The following is a 19,930-nucleotide window of genomic DNA, read 5'->3' as shown; positions in this document are numbered from 1 at the left end:
ACATGGAACGGATTAAAGATATTTCAAACAGTGCAAAGGCGCAGGTATTAACTGACGCCTTGCCCTATATTCAAAAATATTACAATAAAACCATTGTCATCAAATACGGTGGGAATGCCATGATTGACGAACAGTTAAAAGATTCTGTTATGCGGGACATTGTACTGCTCTCATTAGTTGGTATTCGAGTAGTTGTCGTGCATGGTGGTGGTCCAGAAATCAGCGGTATGTTAAAAAGAGTGGGAAAGGAATCCCGCTTTGTCAATGGTTTAAGGTATACAGATAAAGAAACAGCTGAAATCGTCCAGATGGTTTTGGCAGGCAAAGTAAATAAGGATTTAGTAAGCCTGCTTTCTCAACATGGAGGGAAAGCAATTGGACTATGTGGAATTGATGGTAAAATGTTAGTTGCCAGAAAAGCGGATACGGAAGAGGATTTAGGATACGTAGGTGATATTGTAGAGGTAAATACCGATATTATCAATGATACCTTAAACTGTGGCTATATCCCAATTATTTCTACTGTTGCCACAGATAACGAAGGGAATGTTTATAATGTCAATGCAGATACTGCCGCTTCTAAAATCGCTTCTGCCCTTCATGCTAAAAATCTGATTTTAATGACTGATATTCGTGGCTTATTGCGGGATAAAGATGATGATTCTACCTTAATTCCTGTTGTAAAAGCAAGTGAAGTCCCTTCTTTAACCAAGCAAGGGATTATTTCGGGTGGTATGATTCCAAAAGTGGATTGCTGTGTGGAGGCTGTCCGTCGTGGAGTTGATCGAGTTTTTATTATTGATGGTCGTGTACAACATTCCGCTTTGATAGAAATATTCTCCAATGAAGGAATTGGAACCATGTTAATCGGATAACAAAAGGGGGATTATGATGAATCCAATTGACTTGAAACAAAAAGACAAACAATATATCGCAAACACCTATGGACGGTTTGATCTCTGCATTGAAAAAGGGGCAAACGCAACCTGTAAAGATTATCAAGATAAATTTTATATTGATTTTACCAGTGGAATTGGGGTAAATTCTTTAGGATTCAGCAATCAAAAATGGTATACAGCTGTTGCAAAACAGGCGGAAAATTTAAACCATGTATCCAATTTATACTATTCTGAGCCCTGTATCACATTAGCTGAAAAATTAATCAACCGCACTGGTTTCTCCAAAGTCTTTTTCGGCAATTCTGGAGCGGAGGCAAATGAAGGCGCTATTAAAATAGCAAGAAAATATAGCTATGACAAATATGGATCCGGACGTTCTACCATTATTACATTGGTGAATTCCTTTCATGGTCGTACCATTGCTACTCTAGAAGCAACAGGGCAGGAACATTTCCACCAATATTTCTTCCCTTTTACCGAAGGATTCCGATACGCAAAAGCAAATAATCTTACAGATTTACAGGAAAAGTTAGATGGTTCTGTTTGTGGGATTATGTGCGAATTGATCCAAGGGGAAGGCGGCGTCAACCCAATGGAAAAGGATTATATCAAAGCCGTAGAAAAACTCTGCAAACAAAACGATATTGCTTTTATTGTAGATGAAGTGCAAACCGGAATGGGACGTACTGGCAGTTTATTATGCTGTGAACAATATGATATACATCCCAATATTGTAACTCTGGCAAAGGGTCTTGGTGGAGGTTTACCAATTGGAGCAATTCTCATGGACGAGGCTTATTCTTCTGTTCTAAAACCAGGAGACCATGGCTCCACATTTGGGGGAAACCCGATTGTATGCGCCGGGGCAAATGTAGTAATGGACTATATGACAGATTCCTTATTCCAGCAGGTAAAAGAAAAAGGACATCTTATCCGAAAATCCTTGCAGGATATTCCAGAAGTTGTTGGTATTACAGGAATGGGTCTGATGTTGGGTATTAGCCTGAAAAACAAGAAAGCTGGAGAAGTTGCAGTGGAATGTATGCAAAATGGATTGATGGTATTAACCGCAAAGGAAAAAATCCGTCTGCTTCCTCCATTGACTATAACTGAATCTGAGCTGGAACAAGGTCTAGAAATCTTAATAAAAGTATTAACTGTATCATAAATATCTTCGTATTGCTATCTCAAAACACTTTTATTTTCTACAATACACAAAACAGGTATTCCAACTAGGGATACCTGTTTTGTGTTAAATACCATTAATATTTCTCTAAAGTAATCTTTCCAAGTTGTTATTCTGGGTCTGTAAAATGAAATGGTTTTACGGTATCATCAAGTGCCCGGAACTCATATCCAGCAGCTTGTAAATCCACAATAATACTCTCCAAAGCCTGAGCTGTGTTTCCTTTTGTATCACTGTCATGAAGCAGTACCACAGATTTATTATTCTGCATTACAGCGGAAACTACATTGTCATGGATGGATTGAGGGGTTGCATTTTTCTTAGTATCCCCTGAGTCCACATTCCAATCGTGATAGGTAAAGCCACGGCGCTGCATCTCGGCAATTAACTGGCGATAAATCGTCGTATTATATGAGTTAATACTACCGCCTGGAAAGCGGAATAATGTAGGTTCTTGTCCAGTAACCGTTTTTAAATGTTGGTAAATCGTATTAAAATCCTCTAAATAATCATCGACTGACGCATAAATGGTTTTATATTCATGGGTTGCTGTATGGATTCCCAAACTATGACCACGTTGCACAATATCTTTGTAAAGTTGGGTTGATTGGTCCGAATCATAATTGACGACAAAAAAAGTAGCTTTTACATTGTAACGGTCCAGTAAATCCAACGTTTGGGTGGTATATTTCGATGGCCCATCATCAAAAGTCAGATATACGACTTTTTGGTCCGCATCTTTCTTCTCTTGAACATCCTTCACATAAAGGTCAGGATATTTTGTTTGATAAGGGAAGCCTTCTGACAAATTGGCTTTTGAATACTTTTCCAACTCCTTTTGAGTATCCGATAAATCCACCTGCAATCCAGCTAATTGTTTTGATAAAGACTTGCTATGTAAATTTGACACACAAGAAGTACAAGCCAGTGTAACCACAAGTACAATTAAAATCAAAAATAAAATTAATCTTGTCAAAGCGTACCAGGATATTTTTGTATGTTTTAAATGGATTCCCTGCTTCATTTTATTTTGCAGATTTGTTAATAATTTCATTCTATCTTCACTCCTATTTGGATTGACAATTTTATTATATCATAAATTAGTCGATAAAAAAAGAAATTATTCTCATTTTTTCCAATGAAATTCCTATAATTTTTTTATATGAAATAAAATATTATAACAAATACACAATATTATTATAAAAACAAAAACAAAATCGGTTTGTTTTTCGTTGACGATTATTTCAAAGACTGTTATAATAAAATGAAAAAGAGCCGAAAAAGGAGGTCAAAAACCATGGCAAAATATGCAATTGGTTTAGACTATGGTTCCCTATCTGTACGCACCTTATTGATTGATATCCACACAGGCGAAGAGCTGGCAACCAGTATTTATGATTATGACCATCAAGTAATGGAAACAGAACTTCCATGTGGGGTAAAATTAGGGGAAAGTTGGGCATTACAACATCCCCAGGACTATTTAAACGGTTTGTATGCTACGATTCGGGAAGTAATCACGATTTCCCAGGTCAATCCAAAAGATATTGTAGGGATTGGTGTCGATTTTACTTCTTGTACCATTCTTCCTACTAAAGCAGATGGAACCCCTCTATGTTTCCTTCCAGAATTTGCACAAAATCCTCACGCATATGTAAAGTTATGGAAACACCATGCAGCGCAACCCTATGCTGACCAATTAAATCAAACTGCAGAGAAAATGGAAGAACCATGGCTTCCCCTTTATGGTGGAAAAATTTCCAGTGAATGGATGATTCCAAAAATTATGCAAATTGTCAAAGAGGCGCCAGAAGTGTATGATGCCTGTGACCGTATCTTAGAAGCTGGAGACTGGATTGTATGGCAGTTAACTGGCGTAGAAGCCAGAAGTGCTTGCAACGCAGGATACAAAGGGTTATATCATCATACAAATGGATACCCTTCCCATGACTTTTTCAAATCCCTTGACCCTAAAATGGAATTTGTGGTAGAGGAAAAGCTGAGTACCGATATCCATCCTTTAGGAGGCTGCGCGGGAACAATTACATCAGAAGTTGCTGAAAAGACTGGACTTTCCCCAGATACAGCAGTAGCAATTGGCATTATTGATGCCCACGCATCCGTCCCAGCGTGTAAAATTGATGGACCTGGAACAATGTTAATGATTATGGGCACTTCCACCTGTCATATGTTGCTATCTGAGAAAGAAATGGGGGTACCGGGTACTTGTGGTATTGTAAAAGATGGAATTCTTCCTGGATATTTCGGATATGAAGCTGGCCAAAGCTGTGTAGGTGACCATTTTTCTTGGTTTGTTAAGAATTGCTTGCCTGCTTCTTACTATGAACAGGCAAATAAGCAAGGAATAAATATCCATCAATTTCTGCGTTCTAAGGCAGAAAAATTACGGGTTGGAGAAAGCGGATTAATTGCTCTTGACTGGTGGAACGGCGTCCGTTCTGTATTGATGGACTTTGATTTAAGTGGCCTTATTGTAGGAATGACACTGCTCACCAAACCGGAAGAAATCTATCGCGCCTTAATTGAGGCAACCGCTTATGGAACACGGCAAATTATAGAAGCATTTGAATCCGCTGGCGTTCCAGTGAATCATCTGATTGCAGCTGGTGGTATTGCGGAAAAAGACCCTATGACTATGCAAATATATGCGGATGTCTGTAAGCGTCCTATCCATATTTCTGGCAGCCCACAATCTGGTGCATTGGGTAGTGCTATTTTTGGAATTGCAGCTGCTGATCCAAAACGAACTGGATATGATAATGTTCACCAAATTGCCCATAAACTGGGGAAACTAAAAGATGTTGTTTACCAGCCAATCCTCAAAAATTCTACTATATATGATTCCCTTTTTGCTGAATATCAACAACTTCATGATTATTTCGGCAAAGATGGAAACCAAGTAATGAAACGGCTTAAAAAAATAAAAATGCAATACAAATAATCTCTTCTAACAGGCAGTTTTTCTGCCTGTTTTTTATTATAAATCTATACTATCTGTTAATGTTTAATGTTTATCCCCCTCCTTTCTCCATAATCTATGGATATGGTATCTCGTCCCATTTGATTCCCATCAAAATAAACAAAATTTTAATGTCGATTTTTACTGTAAAATGATTTACCTTTTTCACATAAAATGCTATAATACAACTAGTCGAATGGACCGATTGGTCAAAACATAAAATATTGAAATGAAAGGAATGATTACCATGCCAAATTATTACCAACCTGAGATTGAATGCGCCTCTCGGGAACAAATTACTGCATGGCAAAATGAACGTTTGGTTCAAACCGTTCAACACGTTTATAAAAACGTCCCTTATTATCGGAATTTAATGGAACAAAAAGGAATTACTCCTGATGATATTCAATCAATTAAAGATCTACACAAACTTCCATTTATTACAAAACAAGATTTGCGGGATGCCTATCCATATGGTTTGCTGGCAACCCCATTGGAGGATTGTGTCAGAATTCAATCTACCAGTGGTACTACTGGTAGAAGAGTAGTTGCTTTTTACACACAACATGATATTGACCTTTGGGAAGACTGCTGTGCCCGTGCCATTATGGCTGCCGGAGGCACAAAAGAGGATGTTGTCCATGTATGTTACGGATATGGGTTATTTACAGGTGGCCCTGGATTAAATGGAGGTTCCCATAAAGTAGGTTCCTTAACTCTACCAATGTCTTCTGGCAATACCGAACGCCAGATTCAGTTTATGTGTGATTTGGGTTCTACTATTTTGTGTTGTACTCCATCTTATGCCGCTTATCTGGCAGAAAGCATTTGTGAAAGGGGCTTACAGGATCAAATTAAATTAAAAGCAGGTATTTTTGGCGCGGAAGCATGGACAGAAGAAATGCGCCGTGATATTGAGCAAAAATTACATATTAAAGCATATGATATTTATGGTTTAACAGAAATTTCTGGACCTGGAGTTTCATTTGAATGTGAAGCCCAAACCGGTATGCATATTAATGAGGACCATTTTATCGCAGAAGTAATTGATCCTAATACAGGAGAAGTCCTGCCAGATGGTGAAAAAGGGGAACTTGTATTTACCAGTATTACCAAACAAGCATTTCCATTGATCCGTTACCGCACTCGTGATATTTGTGTATTGTCCCATGAAAAATGTCCTTGCGGCAGAACCCATGTAAAAATGACCAAGCCAATGGGCCGCAGCGATGATATGTTGATTGTAAAAGGCGTGAATGTATTCCCATCCCAGATCGAAACTGTATTGTTGAATAGAGGATATCCAGCAAACTACCAAATTATAGTAAGCCGGGAAAATAACAGCGATAAACTGGAAGTCTTGGTGGAAATGACACCAGAAATGTTCTCCGATGCCCTTTCAGAAGTATCCGCAAGGGAAAAAGAATTGATAGATGCATTAAAAGCAATGTTAGGCATTTACGCCATCGTAAAACTGGTTGCTCCAAAAACAATTACCCGTAGTGAGGGAAAAGCGGTACGTGTAATTGACAAACGTAACTTATATTAAAATGAAAAAGGAGAGAGACCGTTATGACAGCGAAACAAATCTCTGTATTTTTGGAAAATAAACCTGGACAGCTTTCCGAATTTACCAAGTTATTAAATGAAAATAATATTAATATGTGTGCCCTATCTCTGGCAGATGCAGAGGACTTTGGGATCTTGCGTATTATTGTTGATGATATGCACAAAACAGCCTGTGTTTTAAAAGAATCCGGCTATGTATTCTCCATCACTCCAGTATTGGCAGTTGAAATGTCCAACAAACCGGGAAGTCTGATGAAAATACTCGAAATTTTAGGAGAAAACCAAATTAATTTGGAATATTCCTATTCCTTTACTATCAAAAAAGCGGATAAAGCTTATATGATCTTCCGCGTTAACGATACCGACGGGGCCGCTAAAATTTTAACCCAAAATGGCGTCAAATTAATCTGCCAACATGAACTAGCTGAATTGGTATAATTTTTCAGCTATTATTAAATAGAATCACAAAACGAGAACTGTGGCTCCACAGTTCTCGTTTCCTATAAACTACAACTTTATAATAATACACCAAAATAACTTCTTTTAAAGAATATAGCAAGATATATGAATAACTTCTCGCAATTGTAAAAGGATTAATATTTATCGAATTGAAAGCTCGGATAAGTATGGGCAAAAAGTTTATCAACTATATCTTTTACACCACCAGCACCATTGTCCGTTCCATCTAACAACAAATAACTTGGTTGCTGATTTGGCTTGTTTTGCCCAAGAAAACCATAAAGTAGTTTCAATTGAACTATTGGAAAGTGGGAATTATGATATCCAAGGCTTTATCTCAGAAATAAAGGATACTATTATTACAGTGGAACAATTAGATGATTACGGAAAAAAGGATGGAATAAGCATAATATCATTCAGTGATATCACTAGCATTTCTTGTGACTCTAATGAAGAAATCGCTTTAACATTATTAGCTGAAAAACAATAATATCCCTTACGATGCAAAAAAGATGAAGAAGGAGTCTCCTTCTTCATCTTTTATTTCTTAAAGTAATGCGGCATCATGGTGTAAAATATGTTCTAGCAAGCAAGTACACCCTTCATACACATCATCATAGGTAACATCAAAATTTCCTGTGTACCAAGGGTCTGCAATATCTCCACCCCGCTGTGTAAAATCCAGTAATTTGTGGATTTTTTGTTGTGGATCGGATGGAATAATACGGGTAATATTAATCATGTTGTATTCATCCATCACAATTAGGTAATCATAATTTTGATAATCACTATACCGCAGCTGAACAGCATATTTTCCACTGGTGTCAATCCCATAATCCCGCAATTTTTTCCTAGTTCCAGGATGCACTGGGTTTCCGATTTCTTCTGTACTGGTTGCGGAAGAAGCTATGAAAAAAGAGGATGCTAACCCTTTTTTCTCCACCATATCACGAAACACAAACTCGGCCATTGGGGAACGACAAATATTGCCGTGACAAATAAACATTACCCTTACCACTTTTATTCCTCCTTAATTGACTGTATTTTTAGTCATCCTGTTTTTTTATTTGAATACTTCTTTTCAATGATTCATGTGAACAAAAATAAATTTGTTTATAAACTTAATTATCTTATCTTCAAGTAACACGAATTATTATTGTAATTTCGTTTTATTATAGCATATTTTACGCTCTGTTTCTACTATACAATTAGATTCAATTTCGATTACTGATATAGCTGTTCAATAAATCCTGCTTTAAAATTTTTCTTCTTTGAGAAGCAATCTTTGATAAGTAAAGTCCATCCCCAACGCTCCAAGTGGCGCTGTAATCAAAATTGCCAAAACAGCCACAGAAAGAACTATCTTCCCACAAGGCAATCCCATCGCAAGCGGAACAGAACCAATTGCAGCCTGTACCGTTGCTTTTGGCAAATACGCAATTATGCAGAAAAGGCGTTCTTTTCCATTTAACTGTGTTTTTAACAGGCAGATAAATACTCCGATCGACCGAAAAACAAGCGCAATCAATATCATTCCAATAGCAACAACACCTGCTTCCATGGTATAACGGATGTCAACCGCAGCCCCTACCAACACAAATAATATCACTTCTGCTGCAATCCACAGTTTTCCAAATTTTTCAGACAACCTATTGGAAACAGAAGCAATACTCTTTATTTTCACTACGCATGCCATATTGACGATTGCCAGTAATCCAGAAATAGAAACAATCCCTTTTGTCCAGGTTTCAATCGCCATCAATAAAAACGATATCCCTAATACAATGATAACTTTCATGCTGTTCCTCACACAATGTTTATGGGCATATGCGGTTTCAAAAAACAAGCTAAGAAGAAATCCAACGATAGCACCTAAGATAATACCGAGTACAATCGAAATTGGAATACTCAAAAAATCCATTAGGTGCGCACTTCCCCCTTGTGCCATACTCACAAATGTTGAAAACAATACAATTACAAAAATATCATCGCAAGACGCACCGGCCATCACTAGTTGAGGAATACTTTTTGAAGTACCGTACTTCGTATCCATAAGCTGGACCATACGTGGTACAACCACCGCTGGGGATACCGCGGCAAGGACAGAGCCCATAACAGCAGCTTCCATCCTTGTAACTCCAAGGAGATATGGAGCAAACAAGAAAAAAGCGAGTATCTCAAAACTAGCTGGTACAAACGACATCATAACAGCAGGACGCCCCACTTTTTTAAGGTCTGCCAAATCCAAAGAAAGCCCTGCTTTCAGCAAAATAATGATAAGTGCCATTTGCCGCAGTTCTGATGATATAGAGAGAATAGATGGGTCCAGTAAATCCAAAACATATGGTCCCAAAACAATACCAGTAACCAACATCCCGATGATACGGGGCAATTTTATTTTTTGGCAGATCGCAGCCATCGATAAGCCTACCAGAAAAATAAGTGCGAGTGATGTTAACATAATCATTTCCTCCTTTAGGCGCAAAAAGCTGATGCCTCCTGCGACCAATAAAATCACAGAAGTCATCAGCCTGATCAGCGGTTTTGGTTTCCCAAGGGAGAACTTCATTCCCGAAGTTTATTATACAGGATCACTAAAAATTTGTAAACCTTTTTTGGTTGATCAAAATTTATTGTAGAAAAGGCATGATTTAAATAGATTCTAACTCTATAAAAACCGATTACTTTTAATGATTATTTTTCAGCATCCAGATAGGATAAAATCTCAGTGGCATTTTGGTCAGGTTTTACCTTATTCCATACCTGTTGAATCATTCCCTGCTCATCAATCAAATAGGTAGTACGGACAACCCCCATACTTACTTTACCATACAATTTCTTTTCCTGCCACACATCATAATCTTGAATCGCCTTTAAATCTGGGTCGGACAACAAAATAAATGGAAGCTGGTATTTTTCTATAAAACGGACATGGGACTTTTGGCTATCCTTACTGATTCCAATCAGGACAATATCACGTTTTCGGTATTCCTCAAATTGTTCCGCAAAAGCTACCGCCTGTTTGGAACATCCAGGGGTATTGTCTTTTGGATAAAAATATACCACTACTTTTTTCCCTAAAAAATCAGATAACTTTACTTCTATCCCATTTTGATCTGGTAAAACAATTTCTGGGGCTTTCACACCTGTATTTAACATCCTTATTCCTCCTATTTCAAAAATATAAAATGGTCTTTTTGAGATAAATCAGGCTGATATTGGTACCCTAAACGGTCAAATTTCTGGATACCTTCTACATCTTCCAGATTGTGTTCCGCCATAAAACGCACCATCTGCCCTCTTGCCATCTTTACATAAACACCCTTCTCCTTAATTTTTCCATCAACCCACTCTCCAAACGTGCAGTCAATCCATCTTATTCTAGGGGAAAGGTATTTTTTAACAATTTTACTGTATTCTTTCGATGCCAAGTTTAATATGGTATCATCTTTGTGGGCTAAAGTTTGATACAAAGAATCTCCCCAATATTCATATAAATTATGACAGCCATCTATTTTTAGCTTAGCCTGCATCTCCAACCGATAAGGTACTACCCCATCAAACGGTTTTAGAATCCCATAAAATCCAGATAAAATACGTAGGTGCTCCTGGATATACTGAAAATAATCCGTTTCAAACACTTGAGGCGCCATATATTGATATTGAATCCCCTCATAGGCCAGGATTGCCGGCGTCAATTGATGAAACAAATCCATATTTTGATAACGCTGAAAATTCTGCTGCGCTATTTGATCATTACAACTTAAAAGCTGTTTTAAATCTTGGTAGGATAGGGATTGTAAATATTCCTTTAACCGTTCTGTTTTTTCCAAATATTTTGGCAATCCGTTAGGAGGTAAAAAATCCAAATCCCGCTTCATTTTTTTGGCTGGAGAAATTATAATCTTCATTGATCTGCCCCCTATTCTGGAATCAGTATAACACAAATAAGAGCGGAATGACAAGTACATAAAAACAAGTATCCTATTAGGAACCGTCGGCAATACCAGTATCTGAAAAATTATCCAGTATCTTTGATATCACTTGCACTACAAACTCCTATTCTTTACCTTTTTCACGTTGCAAATATATCGTTCTTTCTTCTCTCAACATGCGCAACAAAAAGTTTTTGCTTTCCTTGATAAAAGCAGGCATTTTGTTTTATGAAAGCAGATAAAAATGGCAGTAGTAAACACTACTGCCATTTTTGATTCAATTAGTTTATTTGCGTTTTTGGAAAGCTGCTACTGTAATTCCAGCTAACCCCAACAGAATCAGTCCAGCAATTGGGGATACATCCCCTGTGTTCGCCGCTTCTATTGGTTTTGTTTCTTGACTATTTTCGTTGGATGGGGTAATATCTACAAATTCCGTAGAATCTGTTTGTTTACCAATTAATCCTTTGTAAGCGGATTTTAAATTGGATACTTGCTGATCCACAATCTGCTGATCCTCTATACTGATATTGTCATCAGACAGTATTGTTTTTGCCTCCGCTAAAACAATTTGGAATGCCGCTACACTTTCTTCTGTATATTGGCTGAAATCCATTTCTTCTAATTCAGCAATTAAATTCTGTAGCAGAGATTTATCTGCTTTAAACCGCAATTGCAGCATGCCGCTTAAAAGTTCATCCACTGCTGCATTGATTTCTTCCTGTGTTGCATTGGCATTGTCATAGACTTCCTGAGCTTTCTTCTGGATTCCTTCGAATACTTCCCACGTTACCGGGGTGTATTCTTCTTTTTGGTATCCTGCACATTCGTCCAGCAGCGCTTTTAGCTGGCTCTTGTCGGCCAATTTTTCCAATGCTTCATACGCTGATTTCAGATCGTTGTACGCTTTGTCTATTTCATTTTGTAATGCGTTTTCATCCGCTAATACAGTTTCTGCGTTTACCAATGCTGTTTTGAAGTTCTCTTTCGCTGCACCGTCACGGTACTGGCTCAGATCGATGTCTTTTACTTGATAATACAGTTCCTGTAAGGCCGTCTTATCACCTTTTTGGAATCCTAGTTTGTGAATTTCTTCCATCAGGTTCATCCATGCGGTATCCACTTCTTTCTGGGTTGCAGATGGATTGTCATACACAGCCTGCGCATCTGCCAACACTTTATCAAAGCTTTCTTTTACTGCTGGGATGGCATTGGTATATTCTTCTGTCTCTTTCAGACGGTTTGCTTCTGTAATTACTTTATCCAAGATGGTTTTATTAGCATCGCCAACTGGTGGTTCTGGTGTTCCTTCGGTTACATAGCCATCATTAAGAGCTACTGTCAATCCATTATTTTCAACTGAGAATTGGTATCCACCAGCTACTAATTGGAATACCGCTACAGAATTTCCATATCTGGTATCCCATCCAGTAAAGGAAACACCTTCTGGCAGATCTCCAATCACAGTGTTCTGATCCATTGGCAGATACAGAGTTGCTGTAGTATTTGCTGGAACTTCCGCTTCATATGCAGTCAATTTACCTTGATTCACTTTCCAATTGGAAGTAATATGCCCATAAATGGAATCATATCCACCATTGACATAGGTGAAATCTCCACCCAGTGTTGGCTGTAAAATAAACTGTTGGAATCCAGGATGTTCTTCATCACTAGTAATTCCCACATGGTCGTTCATCATCCATGCGCCAACCGCACCGGCTGCATAGTGGTTAAAGGAATTCATATAGTTTAATCCACTAAATCCATTTTCAATGGTATAGCCGTTCCAACGTTCCCAAATAGAGGTTGCTCCTTGGGTAACTGGATACAACCAGGAAGCAAATTCTGTTTGTTCAAACATTTTATAGGCAGTGTCCACTTTACCCACATCAGTTAATGCTGGCAACAATGGTGCTGTTCCAATAAATCCGGTTGTAATGGTATATGGAACATTATTGTAACCACGTTCACAAGCCTGATCCAATAATTCTGCTGCTCGATCACGGTTTTCATCGCTGATTACGTTGTATTCAATCGCTAAAGCATAAGAAGCCTGGGTATCCTGGATACCTCCACTGGAATTCTGAGTTTGTCCAGTTGCGGCATTAATAAATACCTGATTCCATTCTTCTTTTACTTTTACGCTTAAATCACCATAATGCTGTGCAAGTTCATCTTCTCCAATTGCCGCAGCCATTTTGGAGAAAAGCCCTAACATATAGGCATAGAGCACATTGGAACATAGAGGGGAATCTGTTCCAACTAAGGCCAGATGTTCGGTTAATGCGGTGCCCTTGGTTAAATAACTATCTGGCGCGAATTTATCATTTCCAATAGAATCCAAAAATGCTTTCATCGCATCCAAATTGCTTTCAATTACACGGGTGTTGCCATATTGTTTATAGATTTCCCAGGTTGGGATAACAATTGCTGCTGGCCAGGCTACCTCCACACTTGCTCCCCAACCAAGGTTTGGAGCTGTTTGAGGAATTGTACCAGATGCTGTTTGAGCATCACGGATGGTACCTTCCCATCCTTCATACAACAGATTCATATCGCCATAATAGGTAGCTGTTCTGGAAAACACTTGAGCGTCCCCTGTCCATCCCATACGTTCATCACGCTGTGGGCAGTCTGTTGGAATGCTGACATGGTTCCCCAGCAAAGAACGTTGGATATTTTTGTGTAGTTGGTTGGTTAACTCATTGGAAGATTCGTAGGTAGAAGTTGTACCTTCAATCGAGCTTAATACAATCCCTTTGATATTTTCTTCCGGTAATGGTTCCTCTAACCCACTGATTTCAATATAGCGATAACCATGGAAAGTAAAGCTTGGACGATAGGTTTCCCCGCCTTTTGTTCCTTTCGCAATATAGGTATCAGTACACAAGGCAGCTCTCAGGTTTTCTGTCAACAGTTTACCTGACATTTCCCCATAGTAATAAGGATTGCTTGGATCCAGTTCAGGATAATAAATTTCCGAATACCGGATGGTAATTTCGGTACCTGCCGGCATTTCTGGGAAGGTGATTTCAGGAACACCTACCATGTTGGTTCCCATATCATATATATAAATATTGGGGTCAGGTTCTTTATCAAATTTTGCGGAGAGTGTTTCCACATGGCGTACCGGTTCATCTACCCGGGCAATGATATGAGGATTTGCGTTTTCTGGCAATGGAACGATAACGGAAGCATTATACCAGTTTTCCCCTGTATATCCTGGCTGGTTCCATCCTTCAATCGTTGCTTCTTTCCGTGCGTCATACACCTCACCATTGAAGAATCCCGCATAGATAATTGGACTATCCGTATTGTTATAGCTCCAACTTTCATCCGTTACAATTGTATCTTTGGTACCATCGGCATAGGTAACAACTACTTTTGCCAACAAGGATGGTTTGTTGCCCCAATAATTGTATTTGGACAAGTCAAATGTCATTTCATCATGCCACCAGCCAGATGCCAGGCGTACACCAATCGCGTTGGTTCCCTGTTGTAATTGGTCTGTAATATCATAAGTAGAATAGGTAATGGTTTTATTGTATTGGGTAAAACCAGGGTTAAACCAATCTTCCCCAATCCTTTCGCCATTGACATATGGTTCATAAATGCCACGAGAAGTAATATATAAACGTGCTGACTGTATTGGTTGGTCCGCATTAAATTCTTTCCGTAATAACTGATTGGATTTATAATCAGGCTCTGCTAAAATTTTTACCTGTTTTGCCTGGTCCCCTACCATAATAAAATGATCTTGTACCGAAACACCATCCTGCCCTTCAAAAATAGAATAGGTTGCCCCTGTTGTTTTATCAAACATCACGGCATGAGCAGTATCCCAAGTACGGATTTCATAATTTTGGAATTCTGCCTGCTGGCCTGGCTCTGTCAAAAATCCAATGGAATTCAGGTAGGTATAGCAAGGCTGGTCCTGTGTCCCACCGGTAGGATTGATGACAACTTCACCATAATTTTGGTCGTTGACATAAATCCGGAAACCGCCGCCATAGCAGGTTAAAGAAAACCGGATTGGTGTTGTATAAAGGTTCTCTGCAGTTACCCCGATATTATCCAGGGAAAAACTTCTCATTAATGTAGTAGCGTCTGGATTCTTATAATCGTCAGAACAGAACCCTTTCCGGTACAAGTTTAAAACTGGTGAACCTCCAGCAGATACATTAGAAGCGTCCAGCTCAAAGGAAAGATAGCTTTCCCCTTCCACACGATAGTTATTTTTTGTTTTGTCCATTAAGCGATAGTCGTTTCCGCAAACCAAAGCAGCCGCTTTGGTGCTTCCTTCTACTAACTGCAAATCATAATACAGGTTATAGACAGGAATTTTTCCGGAATCTACCGAGATTTCCGGGGAGCCAATCCATTGTGCTCCACTCCATCCCAACACTTCTTCAGTTTCATTTTGGAAAAACAGCCCATTTTCCGCACAGAACCAGCCATCTTCTGTAATGGAACCGGAAGGAAATGTAGTGTTATATGGGGAAGAAAAATCATCCTCCAATAAGATACTGCCATTTTCTCCAACGATTTTTAGATTGTCAATCAGTCCAACCTCATTGGATACATGGTCTTTCATCTGACGGAATCCAAATTTCCCCACACTAAAAGGGGATAATTGGATGGTATCAATCAATTGTGGTTGTTCGCCAATTTTATTCAAATACGTTTTTACCTCGCCATTATTGGCTTGGATTGTCATATGAAATGGTACACCTTCAATTGGCTGTCCTTCCCCGAACACAGGGTCAAGGCTTACTTGTTTTAAAGTAGTAATATTTCCACCACTCCATTGATGTGGTTTAAAAACACGTTCTGCAGCGTTAATCTGCCACATATAAAAGTTGCTGTTATCCTGCCCGCCAATCAATGGCCCCAAAGCAGTATTTACTACCTGGCCATCAAAATCAATAGTAAATGTTGTATTTTCCAGTTCGGTGTCTTTCTGGAACACTAAATTGGTGCTATTCATTTTCAACTGTCCATTTTCAACGGTACCACCATCAAATGGATTCGAAGTTTGATCAGAGAAATCCTCCTCAAACACAACCTGTCCGTCCTGATCTTTTACAGTAATCTGGTCAATATCAACGCTTTCATTGACAGCTTGACGGAAACCAATCCGCCCCAATTTTACTTGACCAATGGAAAGGGGTTCCCCAATCTGGACATCATTAATCCAACTAGTCACAGTTCCTTCTTCCATTTTCATGGTTAAATGCAGCGGAGTTTCCAAAATGGAATCCACTCCTAAAGCATCTTTAATGCTGGGATGTGGAAAGTTCGTATTAATTCCCCCATTGCTCCATTGATGAGGATTAATAGAAAGATCTCCGGCATTAATCTGCCACATATAAAAATTATTGCTATCCTGTACCCCAAACAATAACCCCATACATCCGCTGTGAATGACAAAGTCGGTATCAATCGTATAGCTGGTTAAATCTTGAATGGATGGTTGTTCTTCCGGAATCAAACGGTCAGCCATTAATCCGGTAGTAAAGGTTGCTGTATCGGACAAATAGGCTTTTCCATTGCTGTCATACACGGTTACATTCCAATTATAATCCGATTCCGGGCTTAATTCTTTTCCAGCATATTCAATATACTGGGAAACATTGCCTTCTACTTTACCGCTGTCCCACATTGTTTCGCCAGAAAATTTTTCTGTTACTATAACATGGTATGCAGTTTGTTTTTGCCCAACTAAATTAGAATCCATCCTCCAGCCAAAAGATGGAGTGTCATCATCCAATCCCTGTGGATTGGTACGATTGTTTACAGTAAGGTCCAAAATCTCCATGGTATAAAGGGTTTGATCCGTTGCTGATACTGTAAACGCCATCGTAAACAACATACATACTGCCAAAATAGCGGCAATGGATCGATAAAACTTCTTCATTTTTTCCTCCTTACGCTTTTTAATATCAATGATTTTTTATATTTTAAATCGTATCTTGAATTACTTCCTATTTTCCCCCCTTATTCTATGTATTAAGATACGGATTTTAAATATCCATTTATATATTGCACTCTTTTAAAATTCCCCCTAACTTTTATTTAAAAATAATGCTAGGGGAATTTATAAGAAAAACAGAAAGAGAAACACTTGATTAATTTTATATTTTTCACAATCAAGCAATTATTTCACAAATTGATTATATATCATTAAATTAAATATATCAACCACATAAATGATTTTTGTGTAATTATACAAACAAAAAGGCATATCCCTTAATTTGTCATTCATATATATTTTTTTATAATATAGAAGTCTATAACTTTTTTCTTCTTATATATTAAAAATTTTGAACGAAAAAGTAAGTTTAATCGTGCGAATTAAAATAAAAATACTTATATAATTATTAATCATTAACAAATATATCCATAAATTAATGTGTTTTTTGTGATAGAGAAAAGGAAAAAAACTGAGAATGTAAAAATTTCGATATCTAATCTATTTTTATATTGATTGAGTTAAAAAAATCAGTACATTGGTAATTGTATTTTAATCTAAACAATTAATGATAGAAAAGTTGCCCATTACAAAAAAATGAGCCTGAACATCCTTGTGTTCAGGCTCATTTTGGAGCTGGAAGTGGGACTCGAACCCATGACCTGCTCATTACGAATGAGCTGCTCTACCGACTGAGCTATACCAGCATTGATTGTTTGATAAACAAACATTATTTAATAGTATAACAAAAATCTCCAGATAAGTCAATCACCATTCTGACTATCCAAAATGATTTGAAATTCCGTCATATATTTCCAATAACGTTTTGGCATATGATTACGGCGGCAAACTGGATTATACCGTTCTTCGATTCCAATCGTATCATAGTATTGTTTCCATAGTTTCTGATATTGTTTTTCCTCAGAAGCTGTAGAAAATAATTTCAAGGAGTCCAAAGGGAAAATATTGGTCCGATTTGGTTTATGCACCAATGCCATATGGTGGGACTCATCAAAAATCAAAAAAGACTCGTTTGGGTAACGGTTACAAAAATGCCGCTGGATCATTGGCAAAACAATATTATTGGGATGTACCTTGCTTACTAGCATGCCATCATAATCTGAAAAACGGATAAACTCTTTCATAAAATGGCTTTCATTTTTTAAATATTTCACTGCCTTATGCAACTCTCCTACAACAGGATGAGTTAGCAAAGACAACACTTTTTCCCGATACTGGAATCCCATTTGCACATAGCACAGCATCAGCCATTCCTTTTTTGGATGGCAGGTTAAAAAACTCATATGGAAAAACGTTTGGCATTTCCTTGTAAAATTTTTTTGTATCCCTTTGACCACCCGTTTTGCTTTTTCCAAATCAGTCGCAATCCATCTGGAAGGCGTTAAGGACATTTGAAAATTTTCTTCCACCACTATGTCAACTGGGGTTTCTTTCCGCTGAAAACTTTCAAAGATACAGCACAATAGTGCCTCAAAACTGCCATCATATTGATAAATTATGTTGTGGTTGGGAAACATTTTTGCAACTCCTCTACGGTAAGTCGGTTATTTCGGAACAAACTCAACTGTTCGTATTGCTGTACGTCACATTCTTTGGAAAGATAATTTAATCCCTGTTCTGAGATTAAACTGCGTATCATTCCATCCTGAGTAATCCATAATCCTTCATTCTTTTTTCCACTACAGGTAATAAAATATTGAGCACGTTTTAATACCACTCCTAATTTTTTTAATCCCGCAAAATTTAAAGGTCCCATACGTCGTGCAACAACAATCCGTTTGGCACTTGTCACACCAATACCGGGGACACGTAATAAACTGTTATAATCCGCCTGGTTCACATCTATGGGGAATAAGTCCAAATGGTTTAATGCCCAATTGCATTTGGGGTCTACTAATGGGTTAAAGCTTTGGTGTTGCTCGTCCAATAGCTCACTTGCTTTAAAACCATAAAAACGCAATAACCAATCAGCTTGATACAATCGATGCTCCCGCAGTAAAGGCGGTTTGGTATCCAACGCTGGTAACAAAGAATCCTGTACCACAGGAAGATAAGCGGAAAAATACACCCGTTTTAACCCATAATTCCGATAAAGTCCTTCGGTCAAATTTAAAATTTGGAAATCGCTTTCCGGTGTAGCGCCAATGATCATCTGAGTACTTTGTCCAGCTGGTGCAAATTTGGGAGCATGACGGTATTGAACCAAATCAGTGGCATTCTGCTGAATCCGTTTATGAATTAAGGACATAGGTTTTAAAATGGATACTTTGCTTTTATCCGGCGCTAGTTTTTCCAAACTTTGTTGAGTTGGCATCTCAATATTCACACTCATTCTATCCACCAGCAAGCCCAGTTGTTCAATCAGTTTTCCATCCGCCCCAGGAATTGCTTTAGCATGAATATATCCATAAAACCGGTATTCATTCCGCAGTATCTCCACACATTGAATCATTTGTTCGCAGGTATAGTCTGGATTTTTAAACACTCCGGAGCTCAAAAACAGCCCTTCAATATAGTTTCGGCGATAGAATTGTATTGTTAAATCTGCCAGTTCGCGGGGGGTAAATGTAGCCCGCTTGATCTGGTTAGAACGGCGGTTAATACAATATTTACAATCGTAAATACAAGCGTTACTCATCAATACTTTTAATAAGGAAACACAGCGTCCATCCGAGGCAAACGTATGGCAGATGCCACAGGAAACAGCGCTCCCGATTCCATCCTTTGGCGAATCACGGTCTACCCCGCTGGATGCACAGGATACATCGTATTTGGCGGAAGCAGCCAATACTTTTAATTTATCAAACAGATCCACAATATCCCCCCTTATTCTAATCTTATTATATAAAAGAACATATGTTCTTGTCAAGAATAATTTTTTATAAAGCTATAAAACTATACAGAAACAGC

14 protein-coding genes, 1 tRNA gene and 1 riboswitch are annotated in these 19,930 nt (G+C 38.2%); of the genes, 6 read left to right on the top strand and 9 right to left on the bottom strand.

Features of this window, described 5'->3' with window-relative positions:
* Window positions 1–2 precede the first annotated feature (2 nt).
* Both argB and BQ2683_RS06000 read left to right on the top strand, forming a co-directional pair.
* Window positions 3–875 (top strand): acetylglutamate kinase, encoded by an 873-nt coding sequence (gene argB / locus BQ2683_RS06005; protein WP_069988121.1) that lies wholly within the window; start codon window positions 3–5, stop codon window positions 873–875.
* Between the two features lie 16 nt (window positions 876–891).
* Window positions 892–2,067, top strand: a complete 1,176-nt coding sequence (locus BQ2683_RS06000) for an aspartate aminotransferase family protein (protein WP_069988120.1) — start codon at window positions 892–894, stop codon at window positions 2,065–2,067.
* Between the two features lie 127 nt (window positions 2,068–2,194).
* Here BQ2683_RS06000 and BQ2683_RS05995 read toward each other — a convergent pair whose 3' ends face one another.
* Window positions 2,195–3,139 (bottom strand): polysaccharide deacetylase family protein, encoded by a 945-nt coding sequence (locus tag BQ2683_RS05995; RefSeq protein WP_083256400.1) that lies wholly within the window; start codon window positions 3,137–3,139, stop codon window positions 2,195–2,197.
* 243 nt (window positions 3,140–3,382) lie between these two features.
* On the opposite strand from BQ2683_RS05995, the gene BQ2683_RS05990 reads away from it, so the two are divergent.
* The 4 genes from BQ2683_RS05990 to BQ2683_RS05975 all read left to right on the top strand — a co-directional run bounded on the left by BQ2683_RS05990 (window position 3,383) and on the right by BQ2683_RS05975 (window position 7,583).
* Window positions 3,383–5,047, top strand: a complete 1,665-nt coding sequence (locus BQ2683_RS05990) for a ribulokinase (protein ID WP_069988119.1) — start codon at window positions 3,383–3,385, stop codon at window positions 5,045–5,047.
* 265 nt (window positions 5,048–5,312) lie between these two features.
* Window positions 5,313–6,614: a phenylacetate--CoA ligase family protein gene (locus BQ2683_RS05985; protein WP_069988118.1), complete on the top strand. Its 1,302-nt coding sequence runs from the start codon at window positions 5,313–5,315 to the stop codon at window positions 6,612–6,614.
* Window positions 6,615–6,637: 23 nt separating this feature from the next.
* Window positions 6,638–7,072, top strand: a complete 435-nt coding sequence (locus BQ2683_RS05980) for an ACT domain-containing protein (protein WP_069988117.1) — start codon at window positions 6,638–6,640, stop codon at window positions 7,070–7,072.
* 274 nt (window positions 7,073–7,346) lie between these two features.
* Entirely contained in the window at window positions 7,347–7,583 is a 237-nt protein-coding gene (locus BQ2683_RS05975; protein WP_069988116.1) for a hypothetical protein, read from the top strand.
* 57 nt (window positions 7,584–7,640) lie between these two features.
* On the opposite strand, the gene BQ2683_RS05970 is transcribed toward BQ2683_RS05975, so the two are convergent.
* The 8 genes from BQ2683_RS05970 to BQ2683_RS05935 all read right to left on the bottom strand — a co-directional run bounded on the left by BQ2683_RS05970 (window position 7,641) and on the right by BQ2683_RS05935 (window position 19,835).
* Entirely contained in the window at window positions 7,641–8,111 is a 471-nt protein-coding gene (locus tag BQ2683_RS05970) for a low molecular weight protein-tyrosine-phosphatase (RefSeq protein WP_069988115.1), read from the bottom strand.
* Window positions 8,112–8,348: 237 nt separating this feature from the next.
* Entirely contained in the window at window positions 8,349–9,554 is a 1,206-nt protein-coding gene (locus BQ2683_RS05965; protein WP_069988114.1) for a cation:proton antiporter, read from the bottom strand.
* A gap of 49 nt (window positions 9,555–9,603) precedes the next feature.
* Window positions 9,604–9,675: riboswitch (Fluoride riboswitch) on the bottom strand.
* 112 nt (window positions 9,676–9,787) lie between these two features.
* Window positions 9,788–10,252 carry a thioredoxin-dependent thiol peroxidase gene (gene bcp / locus BQ2683_RS05960; protein WP_069988113.1) on the bottom strand — a complete coding sequence of 155 codons (465 nt, stop codon included), beginning with the start codon at window positions 10,250–10,252 and terminating at the stop codon, window positions 9,788–9,790.
* Between the two features lie 11 nt (window positions 10,253–10,263).
* Window positions 10,264–11,004 carry a peroxide stress protein YaaA gene (gene yaaA, locus BQ2683_RS05955; RefSeq protein ID WP_069988112.1) on the bottom strand — a complete coding sequence of 247 codons (741 nt, stop codon included), beginning with the start codon at window positions 11,002–11,004 and terminating at the stop codon, window positions 10,264–10,266.
* Between the two features lie 310 nt (window positions 11,005–11,314).
* Window positions 11,315–16,945, bottom strand: a complete 5,631-nt coding sequence (locus BQ2683_RS05950; RefSeq protein ID WP_069988111.1) for a family 78 glycoside hydrolase catalytic domain — start codon at window positions 16,943–16,945, stop codon at window positions 11,315–11,317.
* Window positions 16,946–17,630: 685 nt separating this feature from the next.
* A tRNA-Thr gene (locus tag BQ2683_RS05945) sits at window positions 17,631–17,706 on the bottom strand.
* A 57-nt stretch (window positions 17,707–17,763) separates the two neighbouring features.
* Window positions 17,764–18,537 carry a TIGR03915 family putative DNA repair protein gene (locus BQ2683_RS05940; RefSeq protein ID WP_069988110.1) on the bottom strand — a complete coding sequence of 258 codons (774 nt, stop codon included), beginning with the start codon at window positions 18,535–18,537 and terminating at the stop codon, window positions 17,764–17,766.
* Window positions 18,516–19,835, bottom strand: coding sequence for a putative DNA modification/repair radical SAM protein (locus BQ2683_RS05935; RefSeq protein WP_069988109.1), 1,320 nt, complete (start codon window positions 19,833–19,835; stop codon window positions 18,516–18,518). Before BQ2683_RS05935 ends, BQ2683_RS05940 begins: the two co-directional genes overlap by 22 nt.
* Window positions 19,836–19,930: the final 95 nt, after the last annotated feature.

It is taken from the genome of Massilioclostridium coli, from assembly GCF_900095865.1.
Classification (GTDB): Bacteria; Bacillota; Clostridia; order Oscillospirales; family Ruminococcaceae; genus Massilioclostridium; species Massilioclostridium facile.
The sequence above is the reverse complement of the archived record's forward strand: the minus strand, read 5'-3'. Positions and strand labels throughout refer to the sequence as shown.